Source organism: Proteus appendicitidis (assembly GCF_030271835.1).
GTDB classification, from domain to species: domain Bacteria; phylum Pseudomonadota; class Gammaproteobacteria; order Enterobacterales; family Enterobacteriaceae; genus Proteus; species Proteus appendicitidis.
In genome coordinates this window covers 2115524-2137462 of the sequence record NZ_CP127389.1, presented here as the reverse complement: position 1 = coordinate 2137462, position 21939 = coordinate 2115524, and the positions used below count along the sequence as shown (strand labels likewise).

Sequence of the window (21939 nt, the reverse complement as noted above, 5' to 3'; positions counted from 1 at the left end):
AAACAAAATAAAGCATGACGAATAGGAGTCTCTTTTGAGGCTCTTATTTTTTGCACACAAAAAACACCTAGAAAAGGTGAAGGCTATAAATAGGTTAAATAAAATATTAGTAAATATAGATGTTATTACGAAATAACTTGCCTCCTTTGACTTATCACCAATGATTAAAATAGCAACGAGATATAGCGCTATTTGCGCATTCAGGTGCATTCAATTTGTATATAATTAAACACAGAGCCAATCAAATTAATTATAGTTCATGGCTGGCTCTGTGAATAATGACTTATATAAAGCGTAAAATATGATTTACTTTGTAGGTTCTTCACTCTCAGGTAAAGTCACATTTAGCTCTAATACCGAGATATCATCACCTTTTTGTTCAAATTGAACAGAAAGCATTTCTGGATCTATCTGCACATATTTGCAGATGACGCCTAATAAATCTCTTTTCATATCAGGTAAATAAGCTGGCTCGCTATCACCACGGCGGCGTTCTGCTACGATAATTTGTAGACGCTCCTTGGCAATATTAGCTGTTGACTTTTTACGCGACAGGAAAAAATCTAGTAAAGCCATCTTTTACCCCCCAAAAAGGCGTTTCAGAAAGCCTTTTTTCTCTTCTTCAATAAAACGGAATGGATGTTCTTCACCTAACAAACGATTTACTGTATCTGAATAGGCTTTACCTGCATCAGATTCGCCATCTAAAATAACAGGTTCACCTTGGTTAGATGAACGTAAAACAGATTGATCTTCTGGAATAACACCCAATAGTGGAATGCATAGAATTTCAAGGACATCTTCCATACTTAACATGTCGCCACGGTTAACACGACCAGGATTATAACGAGTTAATAGCAGATGTTCTTTAATTGGATCTTCACCACGTTCAGCACGACGTGACTTAGAGGCAAGAATACCTAAAATACGGTCGGAGTCACGTACAGATGATACTTCTGGGTTTGTTGTGATAATGGCTTCATCTGCGAAGTAAAGAGCCATTAATGCACCACTTTCAATACCTGCAGGTGAGTCACAGATAATAAAATCAAAACCCATTTCATCAAGTTCATCTAATACTTGTTCGACACCATCACGGGTGAGCGCGTCTTTATCTCTTGTTTGTGAAGCAGGGAGAATAAACAGATTTTCTGTACGCTTATCTTTAATCAATGCTTGATTTAAAGATGCATCGCCCTGAATAACGTTAACAAAATCATAAACAACTCTACGTTCACAACCCATGATAAGGTCTAAATTACGTAACCCAATATCAAAGTCGATGACAACCGTCTTATGACCTTTTTGAGCGAGGCCGGTAGAAATGGCCGCGCTGGAAGTTGTTTTACCAACCCCACCTTTACCTGACGTAACAACAATAATGCGTGCCATGGAGTGATTCCTTGTCGATGCTCTAAATTAAGTTCTCGATTGTTAATTCATTCTCTTGCAGACTCAGTTGTACTGATTTACCAACAAAGTCTGTAGGAATTTGGTCGCTTAGCCAATATTGACCAGCAATAGAAACAAGTTCAGCAGACAGATGTGTACAAAAAATATGGCTCTCTTTATCACCCGATGCTCCTGCCAGCACACGTCCACGCAATACACCGTAGACATGAACATTACCATCAGCAATTAATTCAGCACCTGCGCTTACATTGCTGATAACGACTAAATCGCTATTTTGAGCATAAACACGCTGACCTGAACGAACAGGAGTGTGGATGATTTTTGTTTTTTGACGAACAACTGTCGGTGCTTCATTCGTTCTATCGTTATTTGCCTGAGTGCTTGGCTTAACTATTTTACCTTCATTTAAGATAGGTAACTGTGCGGCAATTATCGCTTCTTTCTGTTGAGCGTTTGAACTACCACTAATTCCCACGACGCGTAAGCCAGCATCTTCTACAATTCGCCTCAGTTTTTTAAAATCAATATTTTCATCTGCTAAAGCAGAGACATTGATAACCACAGGTGCGTTTTTCAGAAATTGAGGCGCTTGTGCAATTTTTTCTGAAATCGCCTGACGAATAACTTTCGGTGTTCCATCGTTTAAATGGAGTACTGAAAGGGTAAAATTACTGCCTTTTAACTCAATGGGCGTGTTTGACATCTATCTGACTCAGTAAATTTTTTATAATCTGGCACAAAAAACCAGAGACGATATTACGAAAGTATATAAGCATGTTATATTTACTAAAATATTCAGGCAAGTCGCTTATTTTAATAATTAGAGTTTAATGAAAATGATTTGTGCAATTTACCGTAGTACCAAACGTGATCAAACTTATTTATACATCGAAAAAAAGGATGATTTCTCTCGAATTCCGGACGAATTATTACAAAGTTTTGGCGAACCACAGTTTTCAATGTTGCTTAATCTCGCGGATAGACAGCGTTTAGCGCATGCTGACATTGAAAAAGTCAAAAAAGCATTAGTTGAGCAGGGTTTTTACTTACAAGTTCCGCCACCTGTCGAAAGTATGTTAAATGCTTATTTAGATGAATTAAAAAAATCAGAAAAAACTGAATAAATCATCGAGATAAAAGGAGCATAAATGTTCAAATATTCATTCATCGCTGTGATTGTTTCCGGTTTAATGTTATCTGCGTGTACAAATGGACAACAAAAGTTGGCTGAAAGGCAAATTACTGCACCAGAGGCAACGGCAGTTGAAACACAAAAAACACCTCGATGGAAGCAAGTGAATGTTGCATCGTTAGAACAAGCATTTCCTAAAGAAACTCGTACTTCTGCACAATTTCCTGCTTATGTTGACGCATTAAAGTTAAAAGCAGCTCAATTGGGATATAAACAAGAAACAATAGATTTTGCTTTTTCAGAAGCACATTTTATTGAACGAGTTATTAAATCAGACCGTAATCAACCGGAAAAGAAAATAACACTCGATGTTTATTTACCACGCATTGTTACCAATGGCCGTTTAAACCAAGGTGCTAAGCTTTACCAAGAGAATCAAGATACTCTAGAACAAATCAGCAACAAATATGGTGTACCTGCAAACTATATTGTTGCGTTATGGGGACTTGAGAGTGGCTTTGGTAAGGTGCAAGGCAAAGAAGATGTTGTCTCTGCACTTGCAACGCTTGCGTTTGAAGGGCGTCGAGAAGAACTCTTTGCGCGTCAATTAATGGCAGCATTAGAGATTATTGAAGAAGGGCACATCCCTCAAGGACAACGCCTCAAAGGCTCTTGGGCGGGCGCTATGGGACAAACTCAGTTTATGCCATCTTCCTTCCTAACTTATGCCGCAGATGGCAATGGCGATGGGAAAATCGATATTTGGAATACTCAAGAAGACGCATTTGCTTCGGCAGCTAACTATTTAGCGACTGAAGGTTGGAGAAGTGGACTTCCTTGGGGAGAACAGGTTACTTTATCGGTAGATTTTAACCAACAGCTTGAAGGCATTAAGACCGAACAGAAAAAAACGGTCGCTCAATGGAAAGCATTGGGTGTTAAATTACCAGTCAATAGCCAATTGAACGATGATATGCCGGTATGGTTAATTATTCCTGATGATGATTTGCACAGAAGCTATTTAGTAACACAGAACTTCCGTACGATTATGCATTGGAACAGCTCTTACTTTTTTGCTCTCAGCATTGTCACAATGGCTGATGGCGTTGCTAATAAAATAAATTCACTGCCTAACGCGAGCTAATTGCATTTTTACAGTGAAATAAAACACAGCAATTTACCTAAAAGGAACACATTATGTATCAACATCGTGATTGGGAAGGTGCGTTACTTGATTTTCCTGTCAATAAAGTGATTTGTGTTGGGAGTAACTATGCTAATCACATTAAAGAGATGGGGTCCGTTCGATCCGAAGAGCCTGTGATTTTTATCAAACCAGAAACAGCTATGTGTGATATTCGCCAACCTATTGCTATCCCTAAAGATATGGGAGCGGTTCATCACGAGATTGAATTAGCAGTACTTATTGGTCAGCCACTTAAGCAAGCTAATGAAGATAGAGTTGATCGTGCAATTGCGGGTTTCGGTCTTGGTCTTGATCTCACATTACGTGATTTACAAGGTAAATTGAAAAAAGCAGGGCAACCATGGGAAAAAAGTAAAGCATTTGATGGCTCTGCGCCATTATCAGGTTTTATCCCGGTCAATTCATTTGGCGACCCGCAAAATGCGGATTTAATGTTACGTGTTAATGACGAGATTCGTCAGCAGGGTAACAGTCGTGATATGCTAACTCCTGTTTTACCCCTGATCAGCTATATGTCTCGCTTTTTTACCCTACGTCCTGGTGATGTGATTTTAACGGGGACACCTGAAGGTGTTGGTCCTCTAGAATCAGGTGATATGTTGGTATTAAGTGTTAATGAGCATCAGCTGACAACGCGGGTTATTTAATTCGTATTAGATGAGCAATAAGGTAATAACGTAGAGATGACACAGGCTTTTTGGCAGACTAAAACATTAGATGAAATGAGTGATGATGAGTGGGAATCGCTCTGTGACGGGTGTGGGCAGTGTTGTTTACACAAGTTAATGGATGATGATACTGATGAGATATATTTTACCAATGTCGCTTGTAATCAGCTAAATATTAAAACTTGCCAATGCAGTAATTACGAAGATCGTTTCCGTTATGAGCCAGATTGTATCAAGCTTACACGGTATAATTTACCGACATTTGAGTGGCTACCAATGACGTGTGCATATCGCCTGTTAGCAGAAGGCAAAACGTTACAAAATTGGCATCCACTTATTGCGGGTAATAAAGCAAAAATGCACCAAGGCAATATTTCTGTAAGATATATTGCGGTGCCAGAAACGGAAGTTGAAGATTGGGAAGATCATATTCTTAATCGTCCCAAAGGACGTGGTTAATTTCTTATTTTCATTAAAAAGCGCCTTTATAGGCGCTTTTTGTTAAGGGATCTAAGTCATGACAATAGATATTGCTGGGCTGATTGCTCAATTAGGAAAGAAATATCAAGATGTTTACGATAAAAATTTAATTCCTTATAAGTCCAAACCCAAAAATGGTAGTTTGGCGATGAAAAAAGAATCTCTTCACTTATATTTTGAGCCGTATGGTGTTGGTTTAAGTGAAATTACACTGACGCTATTTGATAAAAAAACAAATCAATTTCATTTTCCCCATGCACTTCCTTTCGGATTACAGCCATTAATGACACAAGAGTGGCTACATGCTCATTATGGAAAACCGATCCGCTTTGCTAAAAAGAAAATTGTGATGTCACTTCATTTAGGTGAAGCAGAAGTCTTTGAATTACCCAATAATAATCAGGTTATTTTTATCGCCAGATATCCTTACGTTGGTGAGAATGTGGTGATTTCGCTTACCTTTGAATTACGCGAAAGTTTAGAAAAACGATGGGATGTTAACTATACAGGTTGATATTATATTAATAATAAAAAGTTCCTGATTTAATGCTAATAAGAGAAAAAGTTTTTATCAAAAAATATTTTCAAGAAAAATTATTGACGCAATGGGAAATATAGGACATGATTATTTCCATGGTGGGAGATTTGAATTTCACCAACTAGATGAATAAATGCCTCGCTTATGCGGGGTTTTTTGCATTCTAGCGCTGTGAAAACTCCCGCCATATTTTGTAGCAAAATTTTGAGTCATATTCAGTTATTAAAAAGTACATCAATATTAAATTGATGCGTTTTTTATCGTTTATTACCAGAATTCATTAAAAAAGAGAAGAATGGATTTTCTCTTATCTAAAACATTAAAACTCGCTTCGGCGAGTTTTTTTGTTTCTTCATTTTATAAAAAGGAATTTTATATGAAACGTATTATCCCAATTGTTTTATCACTGCTTATGGTTTCAGCTAGCTATGCCAATCCAGAGGTGACAGTAGAACCTGATCTTGTTACTCAACCATCTGCTGTTGCGCGTGATACTTCAATGCGTGCAATGAATGATGAAAACTGTGGTATTGGTTGTCCATTAGGCGGCAGTGAAACCAGTATTCAACGCGATGTTTATACATTAAATAATAATAGCGAAACCAAGTTTGCAGACTGGGTGGCTTATTTAGTGACTAAAGACAGCATTGGCAGTGGTAAAGCGCGTAACTGGAAAAAAGATCCGGCTTTAGGCAATGATGAAACCTTATCGCCAACGGATTACAAAAATGCCAATGCCACATTAAAAGTTGACCGTGGTCATCAAGCACCTTTAGCTTCATTAGCTGCATTACCTGGTTGGAATGCGCTTAACTATCTTTCTAATATCACCCCACAAAAAGCAGATTTAAACCAAGGTGCGTGGGTGCGATTAGAAGATCAAGAACGTAATTTGGCAAATGAGGGGCATAAAGTCTTTACAGTTACAGGTCCTATCTATGAAAGAGATATGGGTAAATTGCCAAATACAGATAAAGAACACATAATTCCAAGTGCTTATTTTAAAGTGATTTTTCTAAATGATTCACCAGAAAACGCCTCTTATGCAGCGTTTATTATGGATCAACAAACACCGAAAAAAGCAAATTTCTGTGAATTCCAAGTAACAGCGGCAGAAGTGGAAGCTCGTACAGGTTTAACACTCTGGAGTCAGCTACCTGAAAGTGCTCAAGATGTGAAATTGCAATCTGGTGAGTTAGTCAAAAAAATGGGATGTACGGTATTAAAATAAGATTTTAAACTGGTTTCTTAGTCAGTAATAAAAAAGGTCACTCAATTGAGTGACCTTTATCAACATAGTTAAATCGCTATAAGTTAAATCGCTATAGCTGGGGGTTTTCAAAATTAATAAGCTGGTGGCGCTGATTAAAAAACTTCTTATAGGTTAAATAGCAAGCAATAATGGTTGAGATGCTGGCTGTTGCCATCAACATAAAAGTCACCATAATTTGATATTTAACAGCTTGTAGTGGATCAACACCGGCAAAAATAAGCCCTGACATCATGCCTGGTAAACTCACAATACCCACTGTTTTTGCTGCATCAACGGTTGGGATCAATGAAGATTTAATGCTATCTCGAATAATACTCATTGAGGCCAATTTAGGTGTTGCACCAAGGCTTAGCATCTCTTGCAATTGCTGTTGTTGATTTTGAAAACGTTGACCCAAATTATTATAACAAAGCCCGGTTGCTATCATTGCATTACCGGCAATCATCCCCGTAATAGGAATAATTTGAATTGGCGTAAAAGCAATGGAACTGGTGAGTAATAAAATAGTTAAAGTTAATAATGCCCCAGTTGTAATAGCAGTAAAAGAGATCAGAAAAATATCTTTAACGTATTTACTCCGCTTTTTGGCATTATGAGCTGCGTTATAGCAGATAAATAACACCATTAAGAAGGTGAGAATAAAATGGTCAACATGGAAAATATAGGTCAAGACATAGCCAACAATTAATAGTTGAACAATGGCTCTTGCTGTACTCCAAATAATATCTTTTTCTAAAGCTAGTTTTTCTTTGCGACTAATAAAAATAGCCACGAGAACTAATAAAAGCGAGAAAATCAGAGATTCATTGCTTATCGTATGTTCGTTCATAGTATTATGTTCGCTCATAACAAAAGGGTGACTGATAAAGAAATAAAAGGTCAGGCATTATTGTGAGAAGGTAATACGATCACATCATCAGCATGTTTTATTTCATTTTGATCGTGAGTAACCCACAACACGGCAATGTTTTGATCTTTAACATAATGATGAATAACATCATTCACTTTTGTTTTATTATCTTCATCTAATGCACTTGTTATCTCATCAAGTAATAAGATTTTTGGCATAAATTGCAGATTTCTTATCAGTGAAATACGCTGTTTTTCACCGCCAGAAAGTTCATTAATTCCTTTTTTCATAATGGATTCTGGTAAACAAAAATAATCCAAATCATGTATCAATTTCTTATCATCCACTGAGAGTTTTCGTAAGAAATAAGGAAATTTAAGGTTATCGTAAACAGTTTCACCAAATAACATTGGTGTTTGAGTGCAATAAGAAACTTGTTGACGATATTCTTCGGGCGACAGTGTCAAATAATCTTTATTTTCAAAGAAAATTGAACCCTTAGTCGGTGACAATAGAGAAGCAATAATTTTGAGTAAGGTACTTTTACCACAACCTGAAGGCCCTGTGATAAGTTTAAATTCAGAAGGTTGAAGTTCAAAATTGATATCATCAAGGATGGTTTTGCTATCGACTCGATAACTTATTTTATCAAGACGTAAAAGTGCAGTCGTGCTTTCCATTCTTATCCCAAACTTAAAAGAGTGAATAATAATTATTATACAGAATTAACGATATAAAGATCCTGCTTTAAATCAGTTAGTAAGCAAATTTATTACTATTTAAGTATAGGATAATAAGAATGCGAGCCAATAAAAAAGATAAAATTATTTCGCATATTGAGAGTACCAATGCTGTATATCATGGATTATTTCATTCGTTAAACGCTCGCCTTGCTCATTATAAAATCCGTGATCTAACTTATTGTATTTAATGAATTTCACATTAGGCTGATTGATATCTTGGCTTAGCTGATAAAATGCATCGACATTTACATTGGTGTCATTAAGTGTCTGAATAATTAATACAGGGGTGTGGTGATTACTTTTAATGATTTTAAGTAAATCGATAGTAAAAAATTGCTGCCACCATATTTTACTGTGTTCGCTTATAAATTGTTCATCATCTATTTGATTATTTTTTATTGCGTCAGCAAATTGCTGAAAGCCATTTAGAGCATCTTCAACATGTTCTTTCGGTGTGGTATGACGGATATTATAAAGAACATCATCAAGAAAAAAACGACCCCCGCCATTTAGCGCAATAGCAGCTTTAATATCATTACGCTTAGTGACCACTAAATGCACCATCGTGGCACCTTCACTGCCACCAATTAAAATAATATTCGGATACTGTGAGGATAATTTATCTAACACCGCCTCATAGTCTTCGGTTCGTTGCTTGGGATTATCATGACGTTTATAGCTTTCAGGGCAATCAACACGTTCACCTTCATATTGTGAATAAGGTAAGAGGGCAGTAATGCCATATTTTTCCACCATTAAAACATCACTATTTGGTAACCATTGACCAAAAGTTTCTTGGATAAACATATTATTTTTAATGCTGTTACAGTCAGAGCCTTGCATTAACACTAATAGAGTTTGATTTTTTTCAGCTCGTTTATCCAAGTAATAGCTAATTTCACTACCATCTTTTCGTGGGAGTAGATGTGTCGATATTTCTGCATAACTTGCAAAAGAAGGAAGCAAAATAATAAAGAGTAAAAATAGACGTGAAATGCGCATGATCACCTGATTTGTTTTTGTAGGGAGGTAATAAGAAATTTTATTTTAATAATAAGTAAACAGCTAATTTAGTGAGTTATTGTACAGAAACAAGCGATGAAAAATTTATCGTACAGATAATTGCGATAAAATTAATCTACACTGAATAAAATAGCCTGAAAACTCAGGCTATTTTAGGATCATTAATGAATGGGAACGAAATAATCAATTTCTAAAGTTTTTGGTAATTCCATTAAATCGACATCCGTTTCTATACTGACATATCTTTCAATATCAGCCCCTGAGCGGCGGCATAAACCTAATGCAGGTAGCGTATAAAAATAAATTTTCATTGCAAATTGCTTATATTCTTCCAGCGTTCCTTTAAATTGGAATCTGACATAACGTCCTGCCTCAATCATTCTTTTTCTAAAACTACTGGTTTTTGTAAAATGATCTAAGCTATTTAGTCCAATTTCATAGTCAATCTGGATTTTATTTTTACGTAATGTATTGGGTTGGTATGAGATAAGCACCGTACTTTCCGTAAAGTTTTTATCCGTATACAGTAAAAAATCATTCCAAAATTGGTGACGAATATCTTCATGTAATTTGCCGATATCTTCGATAGAGCAAAAATATTGATATTGCATCCCATAAACATAACTTTCAGGTAATTCCATAATTTTAGGAATAGGCAAATCAACAACATCAAAATTGATAGGGGGCTGAAAGTTATCACCACAAAGATTATCAAGTTTACGATATTCCGTAGGTGTTACACCAAATGTGGCTTTAAAACGACGAGTAAATGATTGCTGAGAGTCAAACTGATAACGCAGTGCCACAGTCAGAATGGGTAATTTAGTTAAACGTAATTCTGTTGCCGCTTTTGTTAAGCGTCTTCCTCGAATATACGAAGCCAGTGTTAACCCTGTTGCTTGCTTAAATACACGTTGTAAGTGCCACTTTGTATAACCGGATTTAATTGCCACATCATCAAGTAACAACGGTTTTTCCAGATTTACCTCAATCCAGAGAAGGAGTTCTTTGATAATTTCTATATTAAATGAGGATAAGGTATTGGAGGGGATAAGCCCATTGTACTGAGATGACATGATAATTTCCTGAAAATATTTTGTTCAGTTTACACAAAACTGATACCCATATATTATTACATACTTATGGTATGTTTTAAGGGTTTTATCATGAAAATAAAATCACGGCAACAAGAGAATTCAGAGCAAACACGCGCTGCGTTACGTGAAGCGGCACAAGAACTATTTATAAATCAGAACTATTGTGATGTTTCCGTTGATGAAATATCACGTCATGCAAGAGTAACCAAGGGGGCTTTTTATCACCACTTTAGTAATAAGAAAGCGCTATTAAAAGAGTGCTATCTTTTTCAGGTTGATAAAGTTGTCGAAAAACTGGTTCAAATTCCTACTTATGATGATCAGTGGCAAGAGCTAGAAGCTATTTTTAGTCTCTGTGTTGATCATATTTATCAACATAAAGATAAGCTTATTCCCTTACAAGAAATAATTTCTGTTCTGGGTTGGAAGGAATGGGATGAAATTGATTCACAAATTCTTATCCCTAGAATTAGAAAATGTGTAGATACTCTTTATGATAAACAAGAAATTTGTACTTATTCTCCTGATATTGTTGTGAATTTAGTTTATGGATTTGTCACGCATATTGCGATTAATTTAAAAAATGAAGCGACATTACCTGAAAATGCTTGTAAGGATTTTAAAAAGATATTTTCTGATTTTTTAATGGGAATAAAACAATCGTCAATAAGTGCCAAAGACTATAAATAGCACAAAAGTCATGATAGATGTGATGTACATTGGATAAAAATAAATAAAGTAAAGGATCAGAATATTATGGCAATAGAAATGCCTAAAAGTCATTTCACCGCAACGGGCATTGTATTCATGAGCAGGGTAAATTCCTTCTCCATTTACATTCTAAAATAGGTTGTTGGTTACCACCAGGTGGTCATATAGAAGAAAATGAAGAGCCACAAAATGCCGTATTAAGAGAAATAGAAGAAGAAACAGGTTTACTGTGTGAGTGCCTTTGCTATCAACCTGAATTTAGCCTTAACCTAAATAACAATGATGTTATTGAGCTTGTAAAACCTCTCGCCATTTTAAAAGAACCCATCCACGATAAAAAACAAGGATTTCATTATCACATCGATATGATTTATCTTTGTAAACCGTTAAAAAATAGCCAATTAACAAATAAATCTTTCCAATGGTTTTCTTTGGAAGAAGTTAAAAAAATAGAAACACCATTAAATGTGATAAGACTTATTGAACTAACCGAAAAACTATTAATAGAAAAAATTATTTAAATTTCTTAATAAAGCTAAATTACTCATAATAAATAAACAATAAAAGCAGTTTTTGGAAACTGCTTTATTTTTATTGGAAATAAAATATTTTTAAAACTCACTATAAATTAATCTTAAAATTAAATAAATTAATGTTAATAGGTAAACATACCTATTAAAACTTAAGGTGAAAATGTATAAATAAAATCACAAAAACTAAAAAATAATTAATAAATTATCTTTTTCTGAGTAAAATCACCTTCATTGCGGGATATTATATAGTTAATTTGTATCTTGGTGGCTAAAACAATCGTTTATTTCATAAATGAAAAATGGTTTTCACTACACTCTAAAGTTTTCCCTCATTATTACCGACATTATAAACAAAGGTAGATCCTACGTGCCTTTATATTCTAATGAATAAATCTTAGCCTTATTTTATTGACACCAGGGAATATGCTCTTTATCAGAGAAAGAGTGCATTCTGATATCTTACAAATGTACAGATAACAAACTCTGTATATTTTGATGGAATATGACCATGTTTAAAAATATCAGTATAGAAAAGACCGTTAAGGTCATGCTGGCCATTTTATTTGCGTTGATTATGAGCATTATTTATTTTAGTTATGATGCTTCCACTCGATCCTACAATAATTTCGTTTCATCAAATAGCCTAAGTCAGCAAATGCTACTTATGGGTAAAGCGCGATATCAAATGGCGGTGATCAGGGCAAATATTAATGGGTTAGATGGACAATTACGCGTTAATGAAAAACCCTCAGCAAAATACTTTCACCAAACTGCGGAATATATTGAAATAACGCGTGAAGAGATCCATCGTTGGTCAGATACGGAAAAACTCACCCAAGAAGGGCGAGAATTGGCCGATGATATGACAAAGCGGTTTGATGAACTGCTGGATATCTTCACTGGCGCACTAGATAGACTGCGTAAAGGTGAGCTAACAACACACTCTGCCAGTGTTAAAATGGATGAGCTAAATGATATTACTATGCAATATTATGCTGTTGCTAATGGCATTGAGAATAGCTATATCGATATTGCAAAAACATCCCAAGAACGCTTGATGTTAGTGTCGATCTCTACTGGCACTATCGTTATTCTCTTATTTATCTTCATATTACGTTGGTTCTCTCATACGTTTATTGGCAATATTAAAATCTTAATCAATATCTTTAGTAAGATGAGCCAAGGCGATTTAAGTATGCGTGTAGATAATCACGGTACTAATGAATTTGGTCAGTTATTCAATGAAATGAATAAGATGAAAAATTCATTAAGCCATATGATCTCTTCCGTAAAAAATGCCGTTAATACTATCAGTGTTAGTGCGAGCGAAATCGCGACAGGAAATACCGATTTATCTTCCCGTACTGAGGAACAGGCGAGCGCATTACAAGAAACTGTTGCGAGCATGGAGCAAATTAAAACAACGGTTGAGAAAAATGCGGATAACTCGCGCGAGGCCAGCAAATTAGCGCTAACAGCAACGGCATCTGCTCAAAATGGCGAAAATGTGATGGATAGCGTGGTCGAAACCATGTCTTCAATTTCTGAAAGTGCGAAAAAAATTGCAGATATCAATGACATTATTAACAGTATTGCCAATCAAACGAATATTTTGTCATTGAATGCGGCTGTTGAAGCGGCAAGAGCGGGTGAGCAAGGTAGAGGATTTACCGTTGTTGCGTCTGAAGTGCGTAATTTAGCGAGTCGTAGTGCTGAAGCCGCAAAAGAGATCAATGACTTGATTACGCACTCTGTTAATAAAGTGCATGTAGGTTCGCAACAGGTTGCTCAAGCTGGACGTTCGATGTCAGAGATCGTTACAACTATTAATCAGGTAAATGATTTCATGCAACAGATTGCCCTTGCTTCTAATGAACAAAGCATGGGGATTAACCAAATCGCATTAGCTGTCAGTGAAATGGACACCGTGACTCAGCAAAATGCAGCATTGGTTGAAGAATCAGCAGCTATTACAGCAAATATGGATGATGAAGCTCATCAATTAGCTAAATTGGTTTCACAATTTAAAGTAGATGAAGAGAACGAAACCCTCTCACGTTTCGATTCAACGAAATCAACAGCAGCTATTGATACTCAAGAAAAATAAGTGTTGTATCAACGATAAATAAAAGAAGCCCCCTTGGCTAATCTGGCGAAGGGGGCTTTTTATGATATTTGCTCTTAATGCCTAGAATTAAGCTTTGATCTGATTAACGCACTCATTGCCTGAAGCAATCTCTTGAATGTTGTGCAGGGTTGTTTCACTAATACTGATTAAGGCTTCTTCTGTTAAGAATGCTTGATGCCCAGTAAACAACACGTTATGACAAGAAGAAAGACGACGGAAAATATCATCTTGAATAACGTCATTTGATTTATCTTCAAAGAAAAGATCGCGTTCATTTTCATAAACGTCCATTCCCAGCGCACCAATTTTACCTTGCTTCAACGCATTAATTGCAGCTGCAGAGTCAATTAATGCACCACGGCTGGTGTTAATAATCATCACACCATCTTTCATTTGCGAAAAAGCAGCTTCATTTAATAGATAATGATTATTTGCTGTTAATGGGCAATGTAATGAAATTACATCAGAATTTGCATAAATTGTCGCCAAATCAACATATTCGGCACCTAAATCAAGTACGGCTTGATTTGGATAAGGATCATAAGCAAGTAACTTCATGCCAAAGCCTTTTAATATGCGTAATGTCGCTAATCCTATTTTACCTGTACCAATAATACCGGCAGTGCGATTATGCATATTAAAGCCAGTTAAGCCTTCTAATGAGAAGTTAGCATCACGAGTACGTTGATAAGCTCTGTGTATACGACGATTAAGCGACAGCATCATACCAACAGTATGCTCGGCAATAGCCTCTGGCGAGTAAGCAGGAACACGGACAACCGTTATGCCTAATTCAGCAGCAGCTTCTAAATCAACATTATTAAAGCCCGCGCAGCGTAATGCGAGAATGCGTATATTAAGGCTAGCAAGCTCTTGCAAAACTGCACGGTTTGCATCGTCATTGACGAAAATACAGACAGCATCAGCGCCAACGGCATTTTTTGCGGTTTGTTTTGTTAAATTAAAATCGAAATATTCAATATCATAATGATATCCATTATGTTGATTGACCCATTCCATGTGCTTACGATCATAATGTTTAGTACTATAGGAAACGATTTTCATCCAGTTTTCTCGGCTCTAGATTAAATTTTTATTCAGAGGCTGGAAAAACAAGAATTATCCAACCCCAAGAAGAAAGAAATTAATACTATTATTATAAAACAATTTGACGAGGTAAGTGGATAATTCAGGTTTGTTTAAAAGGAATATGATGTGTTGTTAAGAAAAACAATCAAATGGACAGGGACGATACTATTAGGCACTGGTCTAATAGGCACTGCTTTATGGGTATCTATTCCTCGTTGGCTACCTGTTGTTGCTCATTATTACTTACCTGAAGGTGTAATACTTTCTTTATCACAGCCTAAGTTACAGCGTATGGGTGTTTCAATTGAAAACATCGAATTAAAAACAGCGAGTTGCACTTTAGCGTCTCTTGATAACTTTGTTTTCTCCTATCAAAAAGAACAGCTTGATAAGCTGCAATTTAATAGCCAGCAACTTGCCATTGATGAAAAATGTTTTTCAATGATGCCTGTCAGTAAGCAAGAAGAAACGGCAACCGTTCCTCTTGAGATAAATTCACTACTGGCTTCAATACCTCATCTATCAGTCAATATTGACAATGTGGTCTTAAAAGAAAATGCTCGCTACCAAGGTACATTACAGCTAAAAACACAAAACAATGGACGATTTATCTCTTACCAAGGAAAAAATGCTCAACTTGGTATTTTTATTAGAGATAATCAGTGGCTTGATATTAAACAGTTTAAAGTGAATTTACCTGATGATAATAATATTGAACTTGCTGCTGAAATAGCACTTCCTCTAGATATAGCATCATTACCTGAAAAGGGTTCAGTTAATGCAACATTATTAACTTCTCATTATGCTCACCCTTTAGTGTTTATTCTTGAATGGATAGGACAATCTGGCACTATTTCAGTTGCAGAGCAAGGAGGTGGTCACGCGTTGGCTTTATTACCGTGGACTGTTACATCTGAAACTATTGCCATTGAGCAAGGTCGTTGGGAATGGTTTGGATTAGATCAACCTTTGCGAGGCGGTGTAAATATTAATATTACCCAATGGCAAAAAGGATTGACTGACTTAAGATTAACAGCACGATTAAACGTGATGACAGAAGGCAAAGCGGGGAAAGGAAATTTAGTAATATCGATCCCTGAAACCGCAGTAAATTGGTTAGATGCTCAAATTCCTATTCAAATCACGGGTATTGTTAATAAAGAATTAATGCAAGCCAGTGCGCAATTACCTGTTAAAGTCACAGGCATGTTGACAGATCCTACTGTTGAATTTCAATCTGGCTCTTTATTTCGTTTTAAAGGACCACTCACTGAAACGCTTACCATCACAGATGCTCGTTTACCTTTAGCGGGAACCACACTTTCATCAAAAGGTTTTAATGGTCGTTTAAATGCGATAGTCGTTGCTCAAGATACTATTTGGGGAGATTACCGTATTCATTTTCAAGGTAAGGCAGTTGATTTTTTACCTGATAATGGGACTTGGCAATGGCGCTATTGGGGGGACGGAGATTTATTGCCTTTAAAAGCACGTTGGGATATCGCAGGAACGGGCTATTGGGCTGATAAAGTGGTGAGTTTTGAAAAACTCAATACAGGTTTTGATGTTTTAAAATATCAACATACTACGATGACTGCACCTCGATTATCTTTAGAAAGCCCGTTTCAATGGATAAGAGATGAGAAAAAACCAGCATTTGGGGGAAAAATAAAATTAACTAGTCAACGTATTGATTTTCCTGCTGGTGGTTTTTTAGATAAGACTGATTTTATTGCCACTATTCGAGGTGAATCACCTTTTAATTTTAATCTAAAAGGCGAATTAAGTGCTAAACCCAATATAGGACCTATTGCAATAAATACGCGTTGGGATGGCGCAAGATTAAGAGGGCAAATGCGTTGGCCTTCACAACCTATTAATGTTTTTCAATCGCTCTTGCCAGAAGATTTAGGAATAACTCTTGATAAAGGTGAACTCTATACACAAGCTGACTTTTCTGTTGCACCAGAACAAGGATTAATAGCAGGAGGGCATCTTGTTGTTAAACAAGGTGGAATGTGGCTTAAAGATGGTGTTTTAGAAGGTTTAGATTTTATTTTGCCTTGGCGTTTAAATGGCAACGAGTGGCAATTAGGCGTTAAACAGCCTGTCCAGTTACGGATAAAGCGTGTTAACAATCTTTTTGATATGACGGATATTACGGCTGATCTTCAAGGTTTTTATCCTGCAACAGAAAATAAACCGTTAGTTTTATCTAATGTGAATGTAGCCATGCTTGATGGAACCATTTCATTGGCAAAACTCACCATTCCACAACATGATGCAGCGATTATTTCTCTTGATAACATTCAATTAAGTCATCTTTTTACTTTGTTAAAAGTGACGCAGTTTGCGGCATCAGGTAAAGTGAGCGGTGAATTTCCATTTTTTATTAATAATAACCAATGGATTATTAAAGATGGTTGGCTGGCTAATTCATCTTATTTAACGTTAAGACTTGATAAGGATTTTGTAGATTCTATTGATGAAAATAATATGTCTGCAGGCGTTGCTATGGCATGGTTGCGCTATTTAGAGATCAGCCGTTCTTGGACGCGCGTTAATTTAAGTAATTTAGGTGAGTTAGTGCTAGAGGCAGAAATTAATGGAACGAATCCTCTAGAAGATAAACGTCGAAAAGTTAATTTAAATTATCGACATGAAGAAAATGTCTTCCAATTATGGCGAAGTTTACGATTTGGTTCACAATTGGAAGAGTGGTTAGAAAAGAGCTTATCAGATTTAGGGAGTGAGTCAGAGTGAAACCATTATTCTTAAGAAAACTATTCTTACTAACAGCTTTGATGATGGGAATATCAGCATTAACAGGATGTATTCGGTTAGAAGTCGCCACGCCGGATAAGCCCATTAACATTAATATGAATGTAAAAATTGAACATGAAATTAATGTAAAAATAGATCGCCAAGTAGAAGATCTGTTAAAAAATAACAGCGCCATTTTTTAAAGGATAAATGATGAATTATAAAAAATATCTCTTAAGTTTTGCGCTAATGATAACTTTAGGTAGTGCAAATGCCATAGCATTAACGCTTGATGAAGCAAGATCACAAGGATTGGTAGGAGAAACCTTTAGTGGTTATATTGAGCTTGTGCAAACTAATAACAAGCAAGCGCAGCAACTTGCAGATGAAATAAATCAAGCAAGAAAAGCAAAATACGCTGAAATTGCTAAGACTAATCAAGTGACACCAGAATCTGTTGCTCGCCTAGCGGGTGAAAAATTAGTGGCGAGAGCTAACGAAGGTGAATTTGTTAAAGGGATCAATGGGAAATGGGTAAAGAAGTAGCTCAATCTTAAGTAGATAGTTAATTCCATTTTATTTATTGTAAAAGCACGATTTATTATCATTATTTATCGTGCTTTTTTTCTTTTTTTTTCTTATTAATTAATCGTACTCATTAAAAACAACAATATCATCATTTATTGTCATAATAAAATGAATGTTTGATTCTATATAGCCCGATGCTGGTGGCATATTATCCTTTTTTACATAGTTAACTAAAAAATAAAACTCAGCCTCTCCATCAATCAGTTTTTCAGTGAACTCACTCTCTTTATTGAGATTTATAGGTCTTTCTTCCACATTGTACAATAATTGAAAAGCAATATTACTGCTTGCATTATTGTCATTAATCGTATTTTTTAAATAACCCGTTATATGATCAATACTGGTATTTTCAATTTTTAAGCGAACATCACCGTAACTTTTAGAACAATCTTTGATAGAAATAAGAATAATATGAGGATCTGTGCTTGCTAATTCACCTGCTTCATACGATAAAAAGTCATTTCCGTTAATAGAAAATCTATCACTTGTATTTTCATAAATATAATCTATATCACAGCTTTGTGGAATATAGTGATCACCACGTCTTGGCATTGATGAAAATGAGAATGATGAATAGAGCAAAGTTATAATTAAATAGACGAAATGTATTTTGTTTTTCATATCTAATACTTTATTTTTACTTAAAGACAATTAACTTCTTTTTTTATCAGGTTTTTTTTCGTTTCATCGGAACTCAAATTATAATTAAATTGACACTGTTTATCTTCTCCCCATTTTACTTTGATTAACCCATTGTCAGGAATGGCAGAAAGAAAAATAATATTATTTTCTGTCACTAATCCTTGAGAAATAATATTATTCTCTTTATCTAGCACGGTAACTTTTGACGCAAAAGGAAGGGGGGTTATTGACTTAAAAAGAATACGATAGCCAATTTTTATTGGAAAAGTAATTTTAGATATTGCGCCTAAGGTAGGAATAATATTTTTATTATAATATTCGCTCTCAGCGGATTGAGGAAGTGTTGTAGCATTGAGTTTAATGTTATTTATTCGATAAGGCGTAATATTATTTAAAATTAAGTTACCAAAGATATCTGTTTCTAAATTGGGTGAAAATGATGTTTTAATACCAGTAATGCCTTGTGTACTCACTAATGCAAAGGTCTTACTTAAACGAGGGGTTAGTGTAATTCCTTCTGAATGAAGTAATAATGCACCATTGACTGAAAGATTGAAATTGTAATTATTTTCTGATTTATTTCCAGAGAAAAGGTAAGATTGATAATTATTTTGATAGCGAGTATGAACAGAAAATTGATCAAATTTTCTTTTAGGATGATGTGTATGCTGATAGCTTACTGAATATCCTAAATTATTATTCAGTAATGTACCACCAATGTTTGTATTGTTTGAATAACGTTTATTATTTACTTGATAATTTGTTTGATTATTCATCCAATGATGATGTGCATTGCTTCCTATCGGGATCTGAAAGTTAAATGAAAAATAATGATCTGAAAATCTTTTTTCTTTTTTAAAATCATATTTTAAATTATAGTTTATTTTATTTATTGAAGATGAAAATGATGTTCCAATTTCATATGTTTTAGATGAGTTATCATATAATTTATCATTGTAGTGTAATGATATATAACCTATTTTATTAATATTTTTAGATAAAGAGAATGAGTGATCTTTTTTTATCCTATTTTCTAATAAAAAATTATCTAAATAATGATAAAAGGATACTCTAGAAGTAAAGTAAGTTTGTGTTATCGGCATGTTTTTTTGATAACGAAATTGATATTTAATTTTATCATTGTTATTTTTCTCATAATTAATGTCTGTCGCTAAACCGCCTAATAGACCTAAGTCTAAAGATAGCCCTAATAAATAGTTATGTTTGTTATCACGTTTTCTTATGGCACTGTAAGATGTGATTTTTTGACTAAGCCCATATGAAAATTCACCTAAAAGGAAAAGAGGTTTTTTATTATTATGATAGTTAGTTAATGTACCCGATATAATATTATATTGATAATTTCCTTTATTTAATTGATTCGGTAATGATGTAAAGTAGTGTGTCGAAACTTTTACTCTTCCATCTGTTTCTTTGATTTCCAAAGTGAGTTTTTCACTTCCTATTGAAGGTAATGAATTTAAAAGAAAAGGGCCGGGCGGAACCGTTGTTTCATAGATGATTTTATCATCTTGTTTTATGATAACGTTAGCGTGAGTATCTGCAATACCTTCAATAACAGGTCTATTAGTGTAAAGTGTATTGTTTGCAATTAAATTATTGGATATTAATTGAAAGCCAACTATTTTATCATTTGATAATATTCGTGTTGTGGGTGAAAACTTACCTCCATAAAAAAGAGAAGAAAAAGAATTAATTTGTCGATATGCATAAATTGATGAAAGCTTAGATTGATGGCTATCTTTCCTCCAATTAAATCCACTTTGGCTACGTACACGCCAAGCACCTATATTAATACCTGAGTGTAAATTAAGTTTTTGCTCAGGTAATTTTTTCTGATGATATTTAATCCAATAGGAATATTGAGTGAATAATGCGGTAATTCCGTCATCCCAGTCTTGTTCATTGATTACATAATCTGTTTTTTTTATTAATGCTTTTTGAGGAATAATCAAGTTTAACTTTTGATTGGAAAATTGGTATTTAAAATCAATTGAGCAATCGCTTAAAAGCATAGGCTCTGGGATTGCTTTATTGATGGTATAAAAATCGGTATCAATACCAAGAGATATTAAATCCTTAACAAAAAGAGAGGGCGTTAATTTATTTTCTACATTTTTATAATATAGAAGTTTTACCATTTTTTTTCTATTATTAATATGAATAATAGAATGATAGAACCCTTCAGGTTTTTTATTTTCAAGAAGAAGTTTAATAGTTTCATCACTAACATTAGAAAATGAATGGGAATAAAGAGAAAGAGTATTATTTTTAGCGATGGCATTATTGTTAAAAGCAATTATCAAAATAAATAAAGTAAGCTCTCTTTTTTTTAGTTTAATCTTCATTTATTATCGCCTTATCTGTTGCATTTATTTCAACGCCATATTGGTCGATTGTTTTCCATTTAATCAACCCCTGTTTTTTGATTATTTTTTTTGTATTGTATTTTTTAAATGGTGGTATGGTTTTATTCTTTTCAATAAATACAACACCATCAGAATTAACTTTAAGTAAAGTAATAAAATATGGAGTAGGATTATTTACAATAAACTCATCATTTTTATTTTTTAAAAACTCTATTTTTTTATATGCATCTGCTGCATTTTTTTCTATTGATATAGGTCTATATATTAAGTTATAAATAGAATTCATTGAAATATGTAATAAGTTTGTATTATCATCTTGATCTGATAATGAAGGTATTCTTTTTATATTTATTTTATATAGTGTTTCCTGTTCTTTTTTTTCTATTTCTTCAGTCTTAAAGATCTTTAAAAAGTAGGTTTCGTCTTTTTCTATTTTAAAGAGTGGTGGGGTGATCATAAATGGTAAGTCAGTATTATTACTTTCATCATAATGTGAAATCCAACTCTGTATAAAGTAATCGCTATTTGTATTGTTTTTTATTTCAATGACTTCTTGATTTTTACTTTCAATAAAAATAAATTTATCTTTATTTATTTCTATTGATGTATGACCATAAATAGGAAAAAGTGTAAATATAGATAATATAGTCAGTTTTATTTTTTTAATCATT

Annotated in this window: 23 protein-coding genes; 12 read left to right on the top strand and 11 right to left on the bottom strand. The window is 34.5% G+C overall.

The window, feature by feature from the left end; translation table 11 throughout:
- Positions 1-306: 306 nt before the first annotated feature.
- From minE to minC, 3 genes are read right to left on the bottom strand one after another with little or no spacing between them, the layout of a single operon-like run.
- The gene (minE, locus tag QQS39_RS09990) at positions 307-576 is read right to left on the bottom strand and encodes a cell division topological specificity factor MinE (RefSeq protein ID WP_023582089.1); all 270 of its coding nucleotides are present in this window, start codon (positions 574-576) and stop codon (positions 307-309) included.
- A 3-nt stretch (positions 577-579) separates the two neighbouring features.
- Positions 580-1392: a septum site-determining protein MinD gene (gene minD / locus QQS39_RS09985; protein ID WP_023582090.1), complete on the bottom strand. Its 813-nt coding sequence runs from the start codon at positions 1390-1392 to the stop codon at positions 580-582.
- Positions 1393-1414: 22 nt separating this feature from the next.
- Positions 1415-2116 carry a septum site-determining protein MinC gene (minC, locus tag QQS39_RS09980; RefSeq protein WP_285804440.1) on the bottom strand — a complete coding sequence of 234 codons (702 nt, stop codon included), beginning with the start codon at positions 2114-2116 and terminating at the stop codon, positions 1415-1417.
- Between the two features lie 133 nt (positions 2117-2249).
- Here minC and QQS39_RS09975 point away from each other — a divergent pair, with 133 nt between their 5' ends.
- The 6 genes from QQS39_RS09975 (at position 2250) to QQS39_RS09950 (ending at position 6669) form a co-directional block, all read left to right on the top strand.
- A complete protein-coding gene (locus QQS39_RS09975; RefSeq protein ID WP_069369136.1) occupies positions 2250-2537 on the top strand; it encodes a YcgL domain-containing protein in 288 nt (95 codons plus the stop codon).
- A 24-nt stretch (positions 2538-2561) separates the two neighbouring features.
- Positions 2562-3689, top strand: coding sequence for a lytic murein transglycosylase (locus QQS39_RS09970; protein ID WP_285804439.1), 1128 nt, complete (start codon positions 2562-2564; stop codon positions 3687-3689).
- A 53-nt stretch (positions 3690-3742) separates the two neighbouring features.
- Positions 3743-4399, top strand: coding sequence for a fumarylacetoacetate hydrolase family protein (locus QQS39_RS09965; RefSeq protein ID WP_100159367.1), 657 nt, complete (start codon positions 3743-3745; stop codon positions 4397-4399).
- 36 nt (positions 4400-4435) lie between these two features.
- Positions 4436-4879 (top strand): cysteine cluster protein YcgN, encoded by a 444-nt coding sequence (ycgN, locus tag QQS39_RS09960; protein WP_198623624.1) that lies wholly within the window; start codon positions 4436-4438, stop codon positions 4877-4879.
- A 58-nt stretch (positions 4880-4937) separates the two neighbouring features.
- A complete protein-coding gene (locus QQS39_RS09955) occupies positions 4938-5414 on the top strand; it encodes a DUF6392 family protein (protein WP_285804438.1) in 477 nt (158 codons plus the stop codon).
- A 523-nt stretch (positions 5415-5937) separates the two neighbouring features.
- A complete protein-coding gene (locus tag QQS39_RS09950; RefSeq protein WP_285805891.1) occupies positions 5938-6669 on the top strand; it encodes a DNA/RNA non-specific endonuclease in 732 nt (243 codons plus the stop codon).
- Between the two features lie 91 nt (positions 6670-6760).
- Here QQS39_RS09950 and fetB read toward each other — a convergent pair whose 3' ends face one another.
- From fetB to QQS39_RS09930, 4 genes are all read right to left on the bottom strand, one after another.
- Positions 6761-7540 (bottom strand): iron efflux ABC transporter permease subunit FetB, encoded by a 780-nt coding sequence (fetB, locus tag QQS39_RS09945; RefSeq protein ID WP_285804437.1) that lies wholly within the window; start codon positions 7538-7540, stop codon positions 6761-6763.
- Positions 7541-7590: 50 nt separating this feature from the next.
- Positions 7591-8241: an iron efflux ABC transporter ATP-binding subunit FetA gene (gene fetA, locus QQS39_RS09940; RefSeq protein WP_285804436.1), complete on the bottom strand. Its 651-nt coding sequence runs from the start codon at positions 8239-8241 to the stop codon at positions 7591-7593.
- 144 nt (positions 8242-8385) lie between these two features.
- Entirely contained in the window at positions 8386-9306 is a 921-nt protein-coding gene (locus QQS39_RS09935; protein WP_285804435.1) for an alpha/beta hydrolase family protein, read from the bottom strand.
- A 182-nt stretch (positions 9307-9488) separates the two neighbouring features.
- The gene (locus QQS39_RS09930; protein WP_285804434.1) at positions 9489-10403 is read right to left on the bottom strand and encodes a helix-turn-helix domain-containing protein; all 915 of its coding nucleotides are present in this window, start codon (positions 10401-10403) and stop codon (positions 9489-9491) included.
- Between the two features lie 90 nt (positions 10404-10493).
- Here QQS39_RS09930 and QQS39_RS09925 point away from each other — a divergent pair, with 90 nt between their 5' ends.
- The 3 genes from QQS39_RS09925 (at position 10494) to QQS39_RS09915 (ending at position 13775) form a co-directional block, all read left to right on the top strand.
- Complete coding sequence (locus tag QQS39_RS09925; protein ID WP_285804433.1) at positions 10494-11114, top strand: TetR family transcriptional regulator; 621 nt, start codon at positions 10494-10496, stop codon at positions 11112-11114.
- Positions 11115-11227: 113 nt separating this feature from the next.
- Complete coding sequence (locus tag QQS39_RS09920; protein ID WP_349497263.1) at positions 11228-11656, top strand: NUDIX hydrolase; 429 nt, start codon at positions 11228-11230, stop codon at positions 11654-11656.
- A gap of 520 nt (positions 11657-12176) precedes the next feature.
- Positions 12177-13775, top strand: a complete 1599-nt coding sequence (locus QQS39_RS09915; RefSeq protein WP_285804432.1) for a methyl-accepting chemotaxis protein — start codon at positions 12177-12179, stop codon at positions 13773-13775.
- Between the two features lie 87 nt (positions 13776-13862).
- On the opposite strand, the gene QQS39_RS09910 is transcribed toward QQS39_RS09915, so the two are convergent.
- The gene (locus tag QQS39_RS09910) at positions 13863-14861 is read right to left on the bottom strand and encodes a 2-hydroxyacid dehydrogenase (protein WP_151435235.1); all 999 of its coding nucleotides are present in this window, start codon (positions 14859-14861) and stop codon (positions 13863-13865) included.
- A 150-nt stretch (positions 14862-15011) separates the two neighbouring features.
- Between QQS39_RS09910 and QQS39_RS09905 the strand changes: the two genes are divergently transcribed.
- From QQS39_RS09905 to QQS39_RS09895, 3 genes are read left to right on the top strand one after another with little or no spacing between them, the layout of a single operon-like run.
- Positions 15012-17648 carry a YdbH family protein gene (locus QQS39_RS09905; RefSeq protein WP_285804431.1) on the top strand — a complete coding sequence of 879 codons (2637 nt, stop codon included), beginning with the start codon at positions 15012-15014 and terminating at the stop codon, positions 17646-17648.
- Entirely contained in the window at positions 17645-17851 is a 207-nt protein-coding gene (locus QQS39_RS09900; RefSeq protein WP_100159376.1) for a YnbE family lipoprotein, read from the top strand. Before QQS39_RS09905 ends, QQS39_RS09900 begins: the two co-directional genes overlap by 4 nt.
- Before the next feature lie 10 nt (positions 17852-17861).
- Positions 17862-18194: a YdbL family probable chaperone protein gene (locus tag QQS39_RS09895; RefSeq protein ID WP_151435233.1), complete on the top strand. Its 333-nt coding sequence runs from the start codon at positions 17862-17864 to the stop codon at positions 18192-18194.
- Positions 18195-18293: 99 nt separating this feature from the next.
- On the opposite strand, the gene QQS39_RS09890 is transcribed toward QQS39_RS09895, so the two are convergent.
- From QQS39_RS09890 to QQS39_RS09880, 3 genes are read right to left on the bottom strand one after another with little or no spacing between them, the layout of a single operon-like run.
- A complete protein-coding gene (locus tag QQS39_RS09890; RefSeq protein ID WP_285804430.1) occupies positions 18294-18887 on the bottom strand; it encodes a fimbrial protein in 594 nt (197 codons plus the stop codon).
- Complete coding sequence (locus QQS39_RS09885) at positions 18878-21247, bottom strand: fimbria/pilus outer membrane usher protein (protein ID WP_285804429.1); 2370 nt, start codon at positions 21245-21247, stop codon at positions 18878-18880. Before QQS39_RS09885 ends, QQS39_RS09890 begins: the two co-directional genes overlap by 10 nt.
- Positions 21237-21938, bottom strand: coding sequence for a fimbrial biogenesis chaperone (locus QQS39_RS09880; RefSeq protein ID WP_285804428.1), 702 nt, complete (start codon positions 21936-21938; stop codon positions 21237-21239). The genes QQS39_RS09885 and QQS39_RS09880 overlap by 11 nt, the downstream gene beginning before the upstream one ends.
- Position 21939 lies beyond the last annotated feature (1 nt).

Bases quoted from the DNA above. Each gene is read 5' to 3' on its own strand.
- QQS39_RS09880 (WP_285804428.1), bottom strand. From the start codon at position 21,938: ATGATTAAAAAAATAAAACTGACTATATTATCTATATTTACACTTTTT.
- fetA (WP_285804436.1), bottom strand. From the start codon at position 8,241: ATGGAAAGCACGACTGCACTTTTACGTCTTGATAAAATAAGTTATCGA.
- ycgN (WP_198623624.1), top strand. From the start codon at position 4,436: ATGACACAGGCTTTTTGGCAGACTAAAACATTAGATGAAATGAGTGAT.
- minE (WP_023582089.1), bottom strand. From the start codon at position 576: ATGGCTTTACTAGATTTTTTCCTGTCGCGTAAAAAGTCAACAGCTAAT.
- QQS39_RS09910 (WP_151435235.1), bottom strand. From the start codon at position 14,861: ATGAAAATCGTTTCCTATAGTACTAAACATTATGATCGTAAGCACATG.
- QQS39_RS09930 (WP_285804434.1), bottom strand. From the start codon at position 10,403: ATGTCATCTCAGTACAATGGGCTTATCCCCTCCAATACCTTATCCTCA.
- QQS39_RS09935 (WP_285804435.1), bottom strand. From the start codon at position 9,306: ATGCGCATTTCACGTCTATTTTTACTCTTTATTATTTTGCTTCCTTCT.
- QQS39_RS09895 (WP_151435233.1), top strand. From the start codon at position 17,862: ATGAATTATAAAAAATATCTCTTAAGTTTTGCGCTAATGATAACTTTA.
- QQS39_RS09965 (WP_100159367.1), top strand. From the start codon at position 3,743: ATGTATCAACATCGTGATTGGGAAGGTGCGTTACTTGATTTTCCTGTC.
- QQS39_RS09970 (WP_285804439.1), top strand. From the start codon at position 2,562: ATGTTCAAATATTCATTCATCGCTGTGATTGTTTCCGGTTTAATGTTA.
- minC (WP_285804440.1), bottom strand. From the start codon at position 2,116: ATGTCAAACACGCCCATTGAGTTAAAAGGCAGTAATTTTACCCTTTCA.
- QQS39_RS09950 (WP_285805891.1), top strand. From the start codon at position 5,938: ATGCGTGCAATGAATGATGAAAACTGTGGTATTGGTTGTCCATTAGGC.
- QQS39_RS09885 (WP_285804429.1), bottom strand. From the start codon at position 21,247: ATGAAGATTAAACTAAAAAAAAGAGAGCTTACTTTATTTATTTTGATA.
- QQS39_RS09955 (WP_285804438.1), top strand. From the start codon at position 4,938: ATGACAATAGATATTGCTGGGCTGATTGCTCAATTAGGAAAGAAATAT.
- QQS39_RS09925 (WP_285804433.1), top strand. From the start codon at position 10,494: ATGAAAATAAAATCACGGCAACAAGAGAATTCAGAGCAAACACGCGCT.
- QQS39_RS09915 (WP_285804432.1), top strand. From the start codon at position 12,177: ATGTTTAAAAATATCAGTATAGAAAAGACCGTTAAGGTCATGCTGGCC.
- minD (WP_023582090.1), bottom strand. From the start codon at position 1,392: ATGGCACGCATTATTGTTGTTACGTCAGGTAAAGGTGGGGTTGGTAAA.
- fetB (WP_285804437.1), bottom strand. From the start codon at position 7,540: ATGAACGAACATACGATAAGCAATGAATCTCTGATTTTCTCGCTTTTA.
- QQS39_RS09975 (WP_069369136.1), top strand. From the start codon at position 2,250: ATGATTTGTGCAATTTACCGTAGTACCAAACGTGATCAAACTTATTTA.